17 protein-coding genes and 2 pseudogenes are annotated in these 14384 nt (G+C 36.5%); 15 read left to right on the forward strand and 4 right to left on the reverse strand.

Annotation, left to right across the window (positions count from 1 at the left end):
• The 10 genes and pseudogenes from ACFIKN_RS08940 to ACFIKN_RS08985 all read left to right on the forward strand — a co-directional run.
• Positions 1-255 (forward strand): annotated as a pseudogene (locus tag ACFIKN_RS08940) (hypothetical protein); the annotation flags it as partial.
• Positions 256-330: 75 nt separating this feature from the next.
• Positions 331-1053, forward strand: a complete 723-nt coding sequence (locus tag ACFIKN_RS08945; protein WP_273791663.1) for a hypothetical protein — start codon at positions 331-333, stop codon at positions 1051-1053.
• Positions 1054-1124: 71 nt separating this feature from the next.
• On the forward strand, positions 1125-1952 hold the full coding sequence (gene bet, locus ACFIKN_RS08950; RefSeq protein ID WP_375658291.1) for a phage recombination protein Bet: 828 nt from the start codon (positions 1125-1127) through the stop codon (positions 1950-1952).
• Between the two features lies 1 nt (position 1953).
• Positions 1954-2577 carry a lambda exonuclease family protein gene (locus tag ACFIKN_RS08955; protein WP_375658292.1) on the forward strand — a complete coding sequence of 208 codons (624 nt, stop codon included), beginning with the start codon at positions 1954-1956 and terminating at the stop codon, positions 2575-2577.
• Between the two features lie 119 nt (positions 2578-2696).
• On the forward strand, positions 2697-2915 hold the full coding sequence (locus ACFIKN_RS08960; protein ID WP_273791657.1) for a hypothetical protein: 219 nt from the start codon (positions 2697-2699) through the stop codon (positions 2913-2915).
• 6 nt (positions 2916-2921) lie between these two features.
• Complete coding sequence (locus tag ACFIKN_RS08965) at positions 2922-3965, forward strand: tyrosine-type recombinase/integrase (protein ID WP_375658293.1); 1044 nt, start codon at positions 2922-2924, stop codon at positions 3963-3965.
• A 184-nt stretch (positions 3966-4149) separates the two neighbouring features.
• On the forward strand, positions 4150-4803 hold the full coding sequence (locus ACFIKN_RS08970) for a hypothetical protein (RefSeq protein WP_375658294.1): 654 nt from the start codon (positions 4150-4152) through the stop codon (positions 4801-4803).
• On the forward strand, positions 4796-6580 hold the full coding sequence (locus ACFIKN_RS08975) for an MFS transporter (RefSeq protein WP_273791586.1): 1785 nt from the start codon (positions 4796-4798) through the stop codon (positions 6578-6580). Before ACFIKN_RS08970 ends, ACFIKN_RS08975 begins: the two co-directional genes overlap by 8 nt.
• Positions 6570-7184, forward strand: a complete 615-nt coding sequence (locus ACFIKN_RS08980) for a hypothetical protein (protein ID WP_273791587.1) — start codon at positions 6570-6572, stop codon at positions 7182-7184. Before ACFIKN_RS08975 ends, ACFIKN_RS08980 begins: the two co-directional genes overlap by 11 nt.
• The gene (locus ACFIKN_RS08985) at positions 7153-8145 is read left to right on the forward strand and encodes a hypothetical protein (RefSeq protein WP_375658295.1); all 993 of its coding nucleotides are present in this window, start codon (positions 7153-7155) and stop codon (positions 8143-8145) included. The genes ACFIKN_RS08980 and ACFIKN_RS08985 overlap by 32 nt, the downstream gene beginning before the upstream one ends.
• Before the next feature lie 939 nt (positions 8146-9084).
• Here the strand turns inward: ACFIKN_RS08985 and ACFIKN_RS08990 are convergent.
• The 3 genes and pseudogenes from ACFIKN_RS08990 to ACFIKN_RS09000 all read right to left on the reverse strand — a co-directional run bounded on the left by ACFIKN_RS08990 (position 9085) and on the right by ACFIKN_RS09000 (position 11710).
• Positions 9085-10530 (reverse strand): annotated as a pseudogene (locus ACFIKN_RS08990) (YfjI family protein).
• 12 nt (positions 10531-10542) lie between these two features.
• Positions 10543-11412: a toprim domain-containing protein gene (locus ACFIKN_RS08995; RefSeq protein ID WP_375658296.1), complete on the reverse strand. Its 870-nt coding sequence runs from the start codon at positions 11410-11412 to the stop codon at positions 10543-10545.
• A gap of 97 nt (positions 11413-11509) precedes the next feature.
• Positions 11510-11710, reverse strand: coding sequence for an AlpA family transcriptional regulator (locus tag ACFIKN_RS09000; protein WP_007347209.1), 201 nt, complete (start codon positions 11708-11710; stop codon positions 11510-11512).
• 140 nt (positions 11711-11850) lie between these two features.
• Here ACFIKN_RS09000 and ACFIKN_RS09005 point away from each other — a divergent pair, with 140 nt between their 5' ends.
• From ACFIKN_RS09005 to ACFIKN_RS09025, 5 genes are all read left to right on the forward strand, one after another.
• Positions 11851-12447 (forward strand): hypothetical protein, encoded by a 597-nt coding sequence (locus tag ACFIKN_RS09005; protein WP_375658297.1) that lies wholly within the window; start codon positions 11851-11853, stop codon positions 12445-12447.
• On the forward strand, positions 12416-12538 hold the full coding sequence (locus ACFIKN_RS09010; RefSeq protein ID WP_375658298.1) for a hypothetical protein: 123 nt from the start codon (positions 12416-12418) through the stop codon (positions 12536-12538). Before ACFIKN_RS09005 ends, ACFIKN_RS09010 begins: the two co-directional genes overlap by 32 nt.
• A 9-nt stretch (positions 12539-12547) precedes the next feature.
• Positions 12548-12799 (forward strand): hypothetical protein, encoded by a 252-nt coding sequence (locus ACFIKN_RS09015; protein ID WP_375658299.1) that lies wholly within the window; start codon positions 12548-12550, stop codon positions 12797-12799.
• A 403-nt stretch (positions 12800-13202) separates the two neighbouring features.
• Positions 13203-13481: a type II toxin-antitoxin system RelE/ParE family toxin gene (locus ACFIKN_RS09020; protein WP_375618870.1), complete on the forward strand. Its 279-nt coding sequence runs from the start codon at positions 13203-13205 to the stop codon at positions 13479-13481.
• Between the two features lie 10 nt (positions 13482-13491).
• A complete protein-coding gene (locus tag ACFIKN_RS09025) occupies positions 13492-13800 on the forward strand; it encodes a HigA family addiction module antitoxin (protein WP_273721170.1) in 309 nt (102 codons plus the stop codon).
• A 75-nt stretch (positions 13801-13875) separates the two neighbouring features.
• Here ACFIKN_RS09025 and ACFIKN_RS09030 read toward each other — a convergent pair whose 3' ends face one another.
• Positions 13876-14127 (reverse strand): type II toxin-antitoxin system prevent-host-death family antitoxin, encoded by a 252-nt coding sequence (locus ACFIKN_RS09030; protein ID WP_375628617.1) that lies wholly within the window; start codon positions 14125-14127, stop codon positions 13876-13878.
• Between the last annotated feature and the right edge of the window lie 257 nt (positions 14128-14384).

The raw sequence follows: 14384 nt of genomic DNA on the forward strand, positions 1-14384 counted from the left end.
GCGCAAATTTACGGCAATGCACAAATTTATGGTGAGGCTCGAGTTTTGGGCCATGTTTATGGCAATGCCCGTGTCTATGGAGATGCTTATATAAGTGATAAAGCACACATTTCCGGAAATATGAAAATTCTAGATAGAGTATATATTTTCGATAATGTAAATATTTCTGGTAATCTTGAAATTCGTGGACGCAATTCAATCATCTACGAAAGTGACTATTCAGCAAGCGATATAAGCTACATAAGCCGTTTCTAACAACCAAACAACATTTTTAAACACAAGCGTGATTCACGCCACGGGTGAATTGTACGCAAATCAAGGAAATAAACCATGGAAAAAAAATACGAACTTACTGATGAAACAATTCAGTTTGATGGAAAAACTCTTCACCGTATTCGTGCTTTAAGGGATTTTGATGATGTCAAAAAAGGAGATCTTGGTGGCTTTATTGAAAAGGAATATAACTTAGGTCATGATGGCAATTGCTGGGTCTATGATGATGCCAAGGTGCTTGAAAGCGCTACCATTTTTCATAATGCCAAGATATTTGATGGCGCCTGTATTAGTGGAAATGCTTCAGTTTATTCTGATGCACAAGTTTACAGTCGTGCTGTTGTTTTTGGTAATGCCGAAGTTTCTGGTAGTGCACATGTTTTTGGTGATGCTGTTGTTCGCGACAAATCTCATGTTTACGGTGATGCAGAAGTTTACAATAGCGCACTCATTTATGGTGACGCAGAAGTTTTTGAGAATGCACGAATAAAGAATAGTGCCCACATTTACGACAATGCTCGTGTATATGGGAACGCAATAATTTGTGGTCCTGCTCTCATTTATAACAATGCTAAAGTTTATGGTGATGTCATTATATCATGCTCCAATTTCACGTATGAGGATGATATTAATTATGGAAATGTTGAGATTTTTGGAGATGCAAAAGTTTATGATAGTGCTCGCATTTATGACGCAGTCAAGATCTTTAGAAATGCCGAAATTCGTGGATTAGCTAATATTCGCGGAAACACGAGAATTCCTCAAGACATAAAAATTTAACAACCAACCAGCCTTTTAACACCAGCGTGATTCACGCCACGGGTGAATTGCGCGCAATGTAGGAAATCAAGATGACAAATTCTACTTTTTTAAAAGAAATGGCAGAAAAATATGGATTTTCTGCTGAAGAATTTCGAACCACAATCATAAAAACTTGTATTGGAGATAAAAATGCTAATGTCATCACTGATGCAGAATTTGCCGTTTTTCTTTTTGTTGCCAATACTTATGGACTTAACCCTTTAACAAAAGAAATCTATGCATTCCCTAAAAAAGGCGGCGGCATCATACCCGTTGTTTCTATCGACGGTTGGATAAAGATCATCAAATCAAATCCTGACTTTGATGGCATGACCTTTCAAGATCAACTCAATGAAGATGGGAATATCATTGCTATCAAATGTGCTATTCGTCTCAAAGGAATTAAAGACCCTATCGAAGTCACCGAATATCTCAAAGAATGCGAACAAGACAAAAGTGAACCTTGGAAAAAATACCCCGCACGTATGTTGCGCCATAAAGCTACTATACAGTGTGCTCGCTATGCTTTCGGGCTTTCCGGTATTTATGAAGAAGATGAAGCAAAACGTATCAATGAAACAAACCATAACGTACAAACGAAGTTAGTTTCTTATGATGTGCTTACGCAAATCAAACAATTAATAAACATCACTCAAACAGAAGAAGAAAAAGTGCTTGATTATGCACAAGTCGATAGGCTTGAAGATCTTCCTGATGAAGTAGCACAAAGGATTTTGGATATTTTGCAAAAGAGACAGCATGAAAAAGAACAATCTTTCCTACAACAAAAGCAAATAGAAGCGCCTATACAAGATGCCGAATATATTCACGTCCAAGATATAGAATATGTATCACAAGAACAAAGAACGGCGGTGTGATATGGAACAAAGAACAGCAGAATGGTTTCAAGCGCGCTTGGGTAAAGTCACCGCATCAAACATTTACAGCGTACTCAGTAAAACTACAAAAGGATTGCCTACGAGCAAATATGAAGACTACAAAATCAAACTCATAACAGAACGTTTAACAAGAGAAACAAGCCCCTATTATGAAACTGAAGATATGAGATGGGGTATTGAGCATGAAGATGATGCCTTGAGAGAATATGGCTTCATTTATGATGCCGATATAACAAAATGCGGCTTTATCCAACACCCCACAATAGAAATGGCGGGGGCTAGCCCCGATGGTCTCATTGGAGAAGACGGTTTAATCGAAGTCAAATGCCCAAGATCAGTAACACATATGCGCTTTTGTATAGGTGACGAAATCAAACCAGAATATCACGCACAAATGCAATTCCAAATGGCTTGTACAGAACGAAAATGGTGTGATTTCGTAAGCTATGACCCACGTTTTACGGGGGAATTCTTTCACTTACGCATGAAAGTCAAGCGTATTCTCCGTGATGATCAACAAATTGAACAGATCAATCAAGCTGTTGAAGTCTTTTTAGCAGAGATAGAACGAGAGATAAAACAACTCTCAACAAAAGCTGCTTAACCTTATGGGGGTGTTTTGTTCCCCGCATATCTACGAGCACCCCCACCCTTCTTAACACTTTCAAGTAATGCGTGATTCACGCCACACGTGAATTGCATCTCAATGTAAGGAGAAAAGATATGGCGCCTCGTCCAGCTGCTATAACGCAACCAGCCATTGCTCGCGCTTTAAGAGAAGCTAAAAAACAAGGTTGTGAACTCGTAGAAATCAAACCTACCGGTGAACTGCTTATCTATCTTAAATCCGATATTCCACTACCAAATTCAGTTAACCACCCAGACAAACTTTTAGATTTGTCAAAGAATGAATATTACGAAACCGCACTCTCTAAGATGTAAAATACCATGCCTAAACCACGTCCTCCTCATCTCGTTAAACAAATTACTCAACATGGCAAAATTGTATGGTATGTACGTATTGGTCATGGCAAACGCATTAGAATACGCGGTACCTATGGAACGCAAGAGTTTGTTGATAACTACAAAAGCGCACTTGCCGAGTTACAAGGGCTTATACTTCCTAAATCCAAAACCGGTAAACTTGTTGAAGGTTCATTTGCATGGCTGCTTAAACAATACTTTAACAGCTCTAATTGGCATAGTTACACTAAAGCTACAAAAAAACAAAAAGAACTCATCCTTATGAAGGTATGTGATACTATAGGAAACATTCCATACCAAGCAATTGAAAAGAAGCATATTATAGCCGGTGTTGAACGGCGTAAAGAAACACCAGCAATGGCTAGAAACTTTCTGAAAGCCCTTAATGGACTTTTTAATTGGGCAATTGATCAAGGTCTTTTAGAAAATAATCCAACAACAGGAGTAAGAAGACCAGCTCTTAACAACAAAGATGGATTTGTTGTTTGGACAGAAGAAGATGTTGAGAAGTATTATCAAAGATGGTCCCATGGTACCCATGAACGCGTTTGGATTGATGTCCTTTTGTATACGGGTTTGCGTCGTGGTGATGCGGTCCGCATTGGCTGGAAAGATGTAAAGAATAACATCATTCATCTTAAAACAGAGAAAAGTAAATTCCAAACAGATGTCTTTCTCCCAATTTTGCCAGAATTAGCCAAAACGCTTGAAGCAGGTCCTATTGGAGCAGAAACATTCATTTGTGGTAAAGAAGGTAAAAAACTAGTTAAAGAAAGTTTTGGCAACCTTTTTCGTGAGGCTTGTAACGTAGCAGAAATCAAAAAATCAGCACATGGCTTGAGAAAATTAGCAGCAACACGCGCAGCTAACTCTGGTGCAACAGTATCACAACTCAAAGCAATTTTTGGCTGGACAGATGACGCTATGGCATCTCTTTACACAAAGAGCGCAGACCGTAAAAAACTTGCTCTTGAAGCCATAAAAAAGCTTCAAAAAGATGAGGGATAGAGGCAAAAAAACTCAATAGAATCAAGATTCACCTATTCCCTCATATTAGACATAACTATTTTATTTTACTTGCTTTTTATTTGCTCTCATCGCCCACCATATAGCTTTACATTCCTATTCAGTTATTGATTCTTCATATATTTTTTAAAGATGAGAGATTCCTGAATAAAGTATTGTTATTTCTATGGATTCGACTAGTGTCCAAGGATATTATGATATACGGGGGGCGAATAAATTTGATCGCGTGTGGAAAAACATTGAAACCGTTAAAAATCTTCAACCTCTGCAAAGTATAGGAATAAGAGCGACAGTTACCAAAGAGATTCTAGAAAATATTATTAATTTTATCGATTTTTGTATAAGCAAAGATGTCGATTATATCGGATTCAGCCCGCTCGATACGTCGTCATTTAGTTTTTCTAGAAAAAATAATACAAAGGATCGATCTAAGGCTTTAAGAAACAAAACTCTTCCGCCAAACGCTTCACTTTTTCATTTGAGAGATGAATTATCAAGGAAAGAATCCCCCCTCCAGGTTTATATAGATAAAAAGTTTCAAGAAAAGAAAATCTCATGGACGTCACAAAATTTTGTAAATTGTATTAATTATTACTTAGGCGAAAATTCTACGTACGTTTCGTCGCCGTTAATGTGTTTATTTCCATTTTCATCCTTGGTATTGGACTATAATGGAGATTTAAAAAATTGCTTTTATTCAGAAGCTTTTGGGAATCTACAAAATTATGAGGCAATAGATTGGTCTGCTCAAAGCGTTTTAAAATCTTTGAAAGAATCTGGCGCATGTAGCGGATGTCGTGGGAAGGTATTTTGTGGATAAGGTTAAGCAATTTAAGATTTATAGTGTTAGCAAGTCTACTGCTCTAGTGGTTGCTGTTTTACCACTTTTTTTGTCAGAAAAATTGCATTTGTCGCAAGCGGATATTGTTTTAATCGGTAGTTATTTTTTATTGCTTCCTTTGATCTTAGAAGTCCCCTTGGGTTTATTATCAGATGTTTATGGAAGTAAACGCATTATTTATACTGGGCTGTTTTTCTTTCTTTGCGGTTTTTTAGCTCTTTTTATGAATTATGCATATTTTGCTTACGCCACTTATTTGTTGTGTATCACATTAGCAGCCGCTTGTTTTTCAGGTGCGGAAGATAGTTTACTCTTTTCTGTAGTACCAAAGCATCGCACACTGTTTTCCGTTAAGTCCGAAGTGGCTGCTGTTACCTATAGTGTGACAACGGTACTTATTTTTTTAGGGGGAATACTTTATTATGTGCATCCTGCATTGCCTGTGATTTTTCAAGTCCTTTCATTAATTTTTGCTATTTTTATGTTTTCAAAACTGACGAAGGGATTAGATAGTTTTCATATCAACGCTCATCCGAGTATTTTCACAGTTATGTGCGCCAGCCGTAAAGAAGTCAAAAATCCTTATCGCTTCACTCTTATTTTTTTAAGTGCAGTTTCAGCTTTTGCTATTTTGGTTAATAATCGAACTGTTTCTATCGCATTTTCTGATTTTTTGCCATTTCAACCTGCTATTTTGGTTTCGATTATTTTTATCATTGGGAATTTTTTTTCAGCAAGTTCCAATATATTGTTTCAGAAGTATTTTTCAAAGTTTCAAAATCCTATTTTTCCCGTCTTAATGATTGGTTGTATGGTAACCATTGCTTTTTTTCTCATGTCATTTCAAATCATTGCGGCTCTTATATTAGGATTTTTACTGCTATGTGTTTTTAAATCCGCTTATCGATCTTATCTGTCGTCTCTTCTTATCAATTCACTGATTGATCCCAAAGCTATCGCGACTGTTTTATCATTTACAGCCATTATTACAGCTGTTGTATCCTTTGCATTCAGTTTTTTATACGGTCATGTTTTTTCAACATTCTGGCAAGCTAATTTATGGTTGGCAGTGATTATGGCTGTGATTTTTGGGGTGTCTGCTTTAATTATTTTTGTCAGAAAACAAGAAATCATTTGGTTACAGCCTGAAAATGCACAATCGTCAAAACAACATTTCTTGAAACGCAAGCATCAAGAGTTTTGCTATGGGCAAATTTATCCGGAAGCATCGTGCATTAATGAAAACATAAAGGATGGCTCTTTTCGACAAAGTCTCTATCCTGCACCAAATTTGATAACACTTTGCGATGAAATAGTCGAATGGGAGTTTATCCGGGGTACTGTATTGAGCCAAATGGATTTGCTACATCAAAAGGCGATTATTGATCAAATCAATAAGATCTTTCAAGCTCGATTAAGCAAGAATATAATCTTATCACACGGAGATTTACATCCTGATAATATCATTGTTACTCCTGATAGTTCTTTTATGGTAGTGGATTGGGATTTATGTCAAGAAGCCAGTCCGGAATTGGATATCTTAACATTTTTCACCAGTCCAAGATTATCTCTCAATTTAGAAGAACGGATAGACTATATTTCTCATTTGCTGTCTATATCAAAGGATGAAGCTTTACCAATGATAAAAGCGTTTGTGGCTAAAAAAATTTCTGATCTTTGTCTATACCAAAATATTTTCATGAAACAATTAGTATTGGATTATATGAACTTGAATAAGAAATTTCATGGGCGATAATATTGTAATTTGTAATAAAAATTGCAGTGCGGGCTGCAATCATTGTCCATATTCGATGGAATGTATGGTGAGAAATGACGCGTTGCCTGAATCTTTATATACAATAAATGACATAAAATCTGATTTTATTATTCTTTCTGGTGGAGAGCCTTTTGAGCTCGATTATGATTTACTTCATAAATATACTTGTATGTGTCTCATTTGTAAAAAATATTTTCGGATTGCAACAGGGGGGCACATCTATATTCAACCATATTTGAAGCTATTAAAGAGTAATCCGTTCTTTTTAGGGATACAAATAGGCACAGATGTTATTTCAGAGATAAGAAATCTAGACAGTAAAAAATATAAACAAACGTGGGTGCGTAACATAGAATGTATGAAAAAAGATAGCGTACCATATAGTGTGACGATTACTTTATCGGAGAGATTCGATTTGGCAGAAGTGTTAGCTCTAATACGTATCGCTACTCCCGAGTTCATTTTAGTTAATTTTGAAAATAGAAAAAAGTATGAGAATACATTTCAGTTAAATATGATACGGGATTTTTTTTCTGGCTGTGAGATAAAATATGGATATACGCATCAGAGTTTACACCAATAAATATAAACTATCGGATTCTTTTCACAGTTCTTCTGGTGTATTAGTTGAAAAAACAGAACTGATAATTTTATTTACTGCTCAGGATAAAGTTATTTCGCCCTTTGCTATGGAGTTGCCATTGTCACCTAGTCACGGAGAAATGCCGGACGATTTTATAAAATCTATAAATGAACGATCAATAAATAAAAGTAAACACTTTGCAAATTCTTTAAGCTATTTCTTTGGGTTGGAAGATTTTTTTAAAAAAGTTGAAATGGCTAAAATTATTAATTCTGGATTAATGAAATCTATTAAAACGATAGGAATAGGTGCAATTATTGATGATGAGATACGTAATTACGATTTGATAAAATTGAAATCATCGAATCAGTATTTGGATGATACAATTGCAATTGTTAATGAAAACAAAAATGTAAAATTTATTATTGATTTCAATGCAAGTATTAATTTTGAGCAGTGGAATTATTTTATTGATAGGATAGATAAAAATAATTTGTTTGGAATAGAACAGCCTATGAAATTTCCTTCAAAAATTCCAAATTTGGGTTTCTTAAATATCGCTGATGAGACATTCGTGAAATGTGGTTATGAAAAAATTCACGAATATGGCTATAATGCTTTTGTCTATAAGCCATTTGCAAGTAATATTAAAGAATTATATAAGTGTTTTGAGAATAAAAATAACTACGTTGGTATGGTTGGAAGTAATGTTTCTGGCCCTTTAGATTGTAGTTTTTGTAACATCATAAATCATTATATGCCTACCAAATTAGCAGGAAATCGTGCAAGTAATTTTGAAGCGCATCCGTTAAATAATAAAACTGAGGATTTAATGAGAATTCGAGAAAAAAAGATATCTCTCTCTGATGAATTGTTTATTTATCTTGATAAATTTTGCCGAAAAGTATCGGATTTGTATTTTGATATGAATAAATTAAAAGAAATTGCTACAAATATATAGTGTTTCCCACTCTGAAGCAGCTATGTTTCGTGAATAGATATAGGACATACCGATGGAAGAACGATATGGTGCTTGTCTCATGTATCGGAATCTCATATACTAAAAGTGTCAAAGATGGTGGCAAAATTGGCTTTGTTTTTTTGATATTAGCAGTAATTTAAGCAGCAACTTGCCTTTTTTATTCAAGATTTTTGATGAGAAAGAATTATAGGTATTTCAGCTTGATGTAACTCAAAATAAGCGAACGGTATTTTTAAGCTTGATGTTTATTATAAAGCTGAGCTCAACCCCAATCAGAACAGTATAGCAGGTGGCCTTATTATCTTACTTAAAGGGGGCTAGCTAAGAAGCATACGCTTGTTATTATATCGAATGTTCTCAATTTGCATTCGATTAAATTTACAAATCAAGATGGCTTTTATTCTAATATCATCAATACCGAGCTTTATAGATTAAACATTCAAGTCCAATAGTTCGCAGAACAAATGAGCCATGCATCCAAAATGCCAATTACGAGTAATATAAATCCAGATGATATTGTAGCTGATATTCACGTAATACCATCAATACTCCCAAATAACTTCTATTATCGTAAGTTTTTCTTTTCTCTTGAGATAATCACCAATGTCATAAAAATATATTTTACCATGCTGTTGCATGTTTGGATTTTTTACAAAAATAGAAATTTCCATAGAGTAGCTCGAGATCCTAAACAAAAATATTAAAATATAATGTTTTTTATTATTTAAAAAATAACATAAACATTGGAATAACTCTCCAAAAGCAACAAAACTCTTTGTAAGAAGAACGCTGATCATTTTCTTTGAAAAAAGAGCAATGAAGAGAATATCACTAAAAAGAGCTTTGAGCGATTGGCTTGAAAAACTCTCAAAAGAGATTTCTCTATTGTGTGGTCCTATGATTTTTCACCAAGGTGGGCTATTCATAGCGTTTTGTAGGCCGACCGCATTTTGGGTTTTGTCTTCATAAATTTCACGAAGATAGTCGCAACAGCATAAAAGCTCTAAAGTTTGTTGAATAATTCCTTTATCCTTTAAAAGCTTCCAATCACGCTTATAAACATCTCGTGCAGGTAAAACCATCTGGTAAATGATCACAAGGCTCTACAATGAGTTTTGCATGACTTAACAAATAGGGTGATCAACACAATGTCATAGTGAGTGAAGGCAAGCCTATTTCAAAACGCCCACCCTCAACCAGTTCAAAAATCAACGCAAGGGTTGGTATGGTTTTATTCATTTTCAAAAGATGCGCTTGTAAACTTGCAGAGAAATGCCCCCCTTTGATTGTTCTTTGAAAACTTTCCCACCATACACGAAAGACTCCTTGATAACTTTCCCATGCCTTTTGATTGGGAGGTCTATCAACCCATAACCGCTCTTTTCGTTCATCGGGCCACACCAGCATTTGAAATCGTTGCAATAAGCCGTCATTATTTGTTCCATGGTGCATTGCTTGAATAATGGGAATAATACGTGCAGGTTGAATACCCCCTATAATAGAGACAGTTGCATTGGGAATAAAAATGGTTCCCCGTCCTATACGGTCATAGGTGTAAGACTTATTGCCATTAAAAGCTGTTAGATAAAAAGAACGGTCTGATTGATATTCCTTCCGTTCCAAATCGGATAAAAAACCAGATAATTCATCACGAACCAACAAGAGACCACGGGGGTTTTCTTTTAACAATTCCCCAAGCTTTTCGACGGTCACATCGTTGACAATAAGACGTCGTTTATTAAGCGTGTCATCTTCCTCACTTTCTTTATGTTCAAGAGATTGAGAAAGAAGAGCAAGGGCTTGTTCCTCGTCTTGATCTTTGAGTGCTTTGTAGGCTTGTTTTTTCTTTTCTCTTTTGTCTAATTCAATAAGAATATCTTTTGTTTCTTGCTGTTTTTTCTTCTTTAACCATTCTTGATGCCATTCCTCTTGAAAAACATCAAGAGGTGCTAAAGCAGCTTCCATGGTATCTGTTTTCATAGTTGAAGGTTCCCCCACAATGGCACCCCAGAGATTAGGAACAATTTTCCAATTGGCATGTTGTTTTGGAGAAACCCGCACGCCATTTCCAATGACAGCAGACAATCCACATAAAGCAGAAACAGCAACAAAATCGATAGAAGATTGTTGAATATCAGCAACGTCATAAACATAGTTTATTAATGGTGTTGGAAGCAGGAATATTTTAAAAGGCTCGACGGGTAAGAGAGCCGTAGCAATCGGTTGTAATTGCCCCCAACCATTTTGTTGCAAGGCTTGTTCATAAGAAATGGCTTTTAAACAAGTATTTTCGTTTAAAGAGACATTATCGTTATCATTGACGGGAGTATTTTCATTATTGTTTTGTAAATTACTATCTTTCATAGTTTCCCTCTTTTAAGAAAGTAATACGTTATTAAAATCGGTTCCTTTTGGAGCTTGCATCATAAAGACCTCAAAGCCTTGGCTATAAGCACGTGCAGCGAGGGTAAAACCTGCTTTACGACCCGCATCATCGCCGTCCATTGCAATGGTGAGACGTCCTTTTGTATGGGGTAAATTCACACGCATCATGCCACTGGTTGAAAGGGACGCCCATAAATCAACGGGCTCTGATAACAACCCAGACAAAAGAGCCAGACCGGTTTCAATGCCCTCACAAATGACCAGATGTTTGGGATTGCCTTGACTTAAATGCACAGCACCACCTGTTACAGATCCCAACATGGCTTTTGCTGGTTTTTGGTCTGTTTTGCAGCCATTGGCTTGTAAAATGGTTCTATGAATGGCGAAAGAGCCAGCGCCCTTAACAAGAGCCACCAACGCGGGCAGTGTAATCCCAGAGGGGTGTGGACACTTGTCGTAAAAGCGTAAATCAGCAGGCAAATCACATGTGATCCCCCGCATACGTAAATAGGTTTCTGCTAAAGTATTTTTGATTGGTTGGCTTTGTTGCCAAATTGCTTTTGCTCTCTCTGCTTTCTGTTTTGCTCGTTTGAGATCAGCACAAAACTGTTTGGAGAAAGAAAGCGTATGATCATAAGCTTGTTTTCCAAGCAAGCCAATTCTAATGAGCGCTTGTATGATCTCTCTAAAAGAGCAGCCAGCATAACAATAGAGCAATAAACGCCCATCATGTCCATTGGCAAGGGATAAGCTAGGCAGCCTATCATCATGAGCAGGGCAACGGGCTGTTCCATAACGCCCATGCCAAACCCCGCGCAAGGCACGTGTGATACCTTGCGCATTCTTAAAAGAACACATCATTGTAAATCCTATAACGTTGCGTCATAGGACGGATTGTGCTATCTCTAGGGTGATGAGTTTGAGAAAGCCTTGTCCGTCCTTACGTGACAAGGTTTTTTTATGCCGCGTCACTTTGACGTTGCTGTTTTGCTTGTTCGATTACATTCAAAAGATCCGATTGTAACCAACGGGATAAAAAACCAAATTTTAAAGGTTTTGGGAGAGAGCCATTGGTAACATGACGGCGGAATGTTGAGACACTCATATGAAGCAATTTTGCACTTTCACGGTCTGTCAAAAGAATATCATTTTCTGTCATACTAAAATCCTTTCTATCAAAAAATGGTAACAAATCATAACTATTTATTAACCACATTTTGGTTCATTTAGAAAGATGTTTTATTCATAGAAAACAATATTTTATTATATAATTTCTGATGTGATACGTTATGAGTCTTATTGAGAGAGAATGAGAGAGAAGAGAGAGAAAGTTATAATAAATTTACCAGTAAAATCACTATAAATGGTGGTTTAGAACTGTTGGGTAATTCGTCGTTTAACCTTATCCATAACAACAAAGTCGTTACCAATCTAAGCACAACCGGAAGCTCGCTTAAAGGACCGCTGAAAGTGGATGGTGAAGCTGTTTATACCAAGACACAAATGGATAAATTAATCGCTTCATTAAACAAAAAACCTGTCGAAATTCTTATGACAGAAAGTGGCACTATTCCATTGCCTGATGGGGTGACAGATGACACAGATATTGAAATACGAGCTTGGGGTGCTGGAGGGGGGGGAGGAGGAGGAGAAATGGAAGGCAAATATAAAACTCTTCACAATGGAGTGGGTGGTGAAGGCGGTCAATATGTATGTGTTAAAGTTAAAGGATGGCAACTTAAAAAATCAAGAGCGGCTCAACTTGGTCGTGGCGGTAAAGGACCTTACGGAAACAACGTAGGTTCTAATGGTGGTGATACACTTATTAATGGGATTATTCGAGCTAGCGGTGGAAGTGGAGGATATGGTAGTAGCTGGGGGAGGTTCTTCTACTGACAGAGCTTGTTTTGGCAATAACGGTATGTACGGTAAAGGTGGTGGTGGCGGTGGTGGAAATGGCGCAATATTGTTGAAATTTTTTATATAGGAGCACTTCATGGAATATGCAGTTGTTGAAAATGGTGTGGTAACAAATATTATCGTAGCGTCAGAAGATTATGTTCATGCCTTTGATGGTGAGGCAATCGCCTCAAGTGAAGCGCAGATCGGCTGGACTTATAAGGATGGAGTGTTCTCTCCTCCTATTGTTGATGAAAACACAAAACAGCTCTCATCTACTGAAATGACAGAAACAGATATACCCGTAGAGCCCATAAAAGAACCACAAGAGAAAGATAATCAAGTCTAGGCGATAAGGCTTGTATGATTTTCTTTCTTTAAAACCATTTTTGACTGACAGTGTCAGTCTTATGAGAGAATGTAGATGATTGTTATGGTCTCTTCATTGATTTGGAGAGGAAAATGACAATAGAATTTAAATTTTGTATTCACTTTATTAAGAATGGCAAGGGATCTAAGTTTTTAGCAATATTTGATCAGACAGCCGTTGGTATGGTCGTAAAATCCTTGATGTTAACGTGCAAATTTATCCCCTCCATGCACCTATTCTTCTCTTTACGCATGAGGTGGAGAAAAGAAAAACAAGTCTAAGCTATTAGGCTTTCTAATGGGATGTTACTGTTTTTTCCATTTTAGCACTTACAATGTAAGCTATTTGTTGACATTAACAGTATTTTACGCTATATAAAAGAATGATTAAAACGTTTAAAAGCAAAACATTGGCAGAATTATTCAAAACGGGAAATTCATCCAAGATTGATAAGAAACTTGTAAAACGTATCATGGTTCGTCTTGATCGTTTAGATATTTCTGAAAGACCAGAAGATATGAATCTTCCAGGATTCAACTTTCATTCTTTGATTGGATATTCACCTACCCGTTACACTGTCCACGTTAACGGACCATGGTGTATTACCTTTGAATTTGACTCATGTAATGCTTACCGTGTTGATCTTGAACAATATCACTAAGGATACAGTTATGAATGACATTCCTGCACAAAGAGATAAAAACCGTTGTCCTACTCATCCAGGAGAAGTTTTAGCAGAAATTATTCCTGAGACAGGCAAAACAAAATCAGAAATTGCGCAGATGCTTGGTATATCACGCCAACATCTCTACGATATTCTGAACGCAAAAAAGCCTGTTTCTCCTGCTATTTCCGCTTGTCTTGGCAAAATGTTTGGTGATGGAGCTGCTATATGGTTACGTATGCAAGCCAATTATGATGCGTGGCATGCTGAACGCGAAACAAATGTTAGCAAAGTTCCAACACTTCACGCTGTTTGATCTCTTCCTCACTCTGAAGAGACGATGTTTTATGAAATACTGGATAAATAATAATATCTAACAACATCCCCTGCTTTAAACATGTTCATCACTATTCAAAATGTCATCTAAACCACGATCTAAATCGTCTAATATATTTTGCGGTGCATCTGCATAAACAAAAGATTGTGCACCAGAACGCGCTTTTATTAATTCATGATATAAATCAACAGGAAGCATAATGATTTTTTCACGCCCTCGCTTTGTCAAAGCTACAGGTGTAGACATAGCCTCGTCTAAAATATCGCCTGCCCCGCGGTTTACATCTGTAAAACTATATTTTTTCATATGCACATCCTATCTTTAATGTATAATACGTATTATACGTACAATATGTATTATGTAAAGATATTTTATGCTGTTAACCACCTCCCCGCCTAAAAGACGAGGAGATAAAATCATGTTTTTAACTTAAGCTACTTTTGCAACAGGGCTTACTAAAACTCGCTTGGCTTCTTCAACAGGCGTTTTATAATGTTTGCTCTCTTCTGCTAATGTAAAGGCTTTAACAAGATGCATGTGAAGCGGTCCATAAATATAAACAG

The organism is Bartonella sp. CL436QHHD (assembly GCF_042195105.1).
Classification (GTDB): domain Bacteria; phylum Pseudomonadota; class Alphaproteobacteria; order Rhizobiales; family Rhizobiaceae; genus Bartonella.

What these genes read in the sequence shown, in the direction of transcription:
- ACFIKN_RS08945 (WP_273791663.1), top strand. Translation starts at nt 331, where the DNA reads ATGGAAAAAAAATACGAACTTACTGATGAAACAATTCAGTTTGATGGA.
- bet (WP_375658291.1), top strand. Translation starts at nt 1,125, where the DNA reads ATGACAAATTCTACTTTTTTAAAAGAAATGGCAGAAAAATATGGATTT.
- ACFIKN_RS08955 (WP_375658292.1), top strand. Translation starts at nt 1,954, where the DNA reads ATGGAACAAAGAACAGCAGAATGGTTTCAAGCGCGCTTGGGTAAAGTC.
- ACFIKN_RS08960 (WP_273791657.1), top strand. Translation starts at nt 2,697, where the DNA reads ATGGCGCCTCGTCCAGCTGCTATAACGCAACCAGCCATTGCTCGCGCT.
- ACFIKN_RS08965 (WP_375658293.1), top strand. Translation starts at nt 2,922, where the DNA reads ATGCCTAAACCACGTCCTCCTCATCTCGTTAAACAAATTACTCAACAT.
- ACFIKN_RS08970 (WP_375658294.1), top strand. Translation starts at nt 4,150, where the DNA reads ATGGATTCGACTAGTGTCCAAGGATATTATGATATACGGGGGGCGAAT.
- ACFIKN_RS08980 (WP_273791587.1), top strand. Translation starts at nt 6,570, where the DNA reads ATGGGCGATAATATTGTAATTTGTAATAAAAATTGCAGTGCGGGCTGC.
- ACFIKN_RS08985 (WP_375658295.1), top strand. Translation starts at nt 7,153, where the DNA reads ATGGATATACGCATCAGAGTTTACACCAATAAATATAAACTATCGGAT.
- ACFIKN_RS08995 (WP_375658296.1), bottom strand. Translation starts at nt 11,412, where the DNA reads ATGATGTGTTCTTTTAAGAATGCGCAAGGTATCACACGTGCCTTGCGC.
- ACFIKN_RS09000 (WP_007347209.1), bottom strand. Translation starts at nt 11,710, where the DNA reads ATGACAGAAAATGATATTCTTTTGACAGACCGTGAAAGTGCAAAATTG.
- ACFIKN_RS09010 (WP_375658298.1), top strand. Translation starts at nt 12,416, where the DNA reads ATGGTAGTAGCTGGGGGAGGTTCTTCTACTGACAGAGCTTGTTTTGGC.
- ACFIKN_RS09015 (WP_375658299.1), top strand. Translation starts at nt 12,548, where the DNA reads ATGGAATATGCAGTTGTTGAAAATGGTGTGGTAACAAATATTATCGTA.
- ACFIKN_RS09020 (WP_375618870.1), top strand. Translation starts at nt 13,203, where the DNA reads ATGATTAAAACGTTTAAAAGCAAAACATTGGCAGAATTATTCAAAACG.
- ACFIKN_RS09025 (WP_273721170.1), top strand. Translation starts at nt 13,492, where the DNA reads ATGAATGACATTCCTGCACAAAGAGATAAAAACCGTTGTCCTACTCAT.
- ACFIKN_RS09030 (WP_375628617.1), bottom strand. Translation starts at nt 14,127, where the DNA reads ATGAAAAAATATAGTTTTACAGATGTAAACCGCGGGGCAGGCGATATT.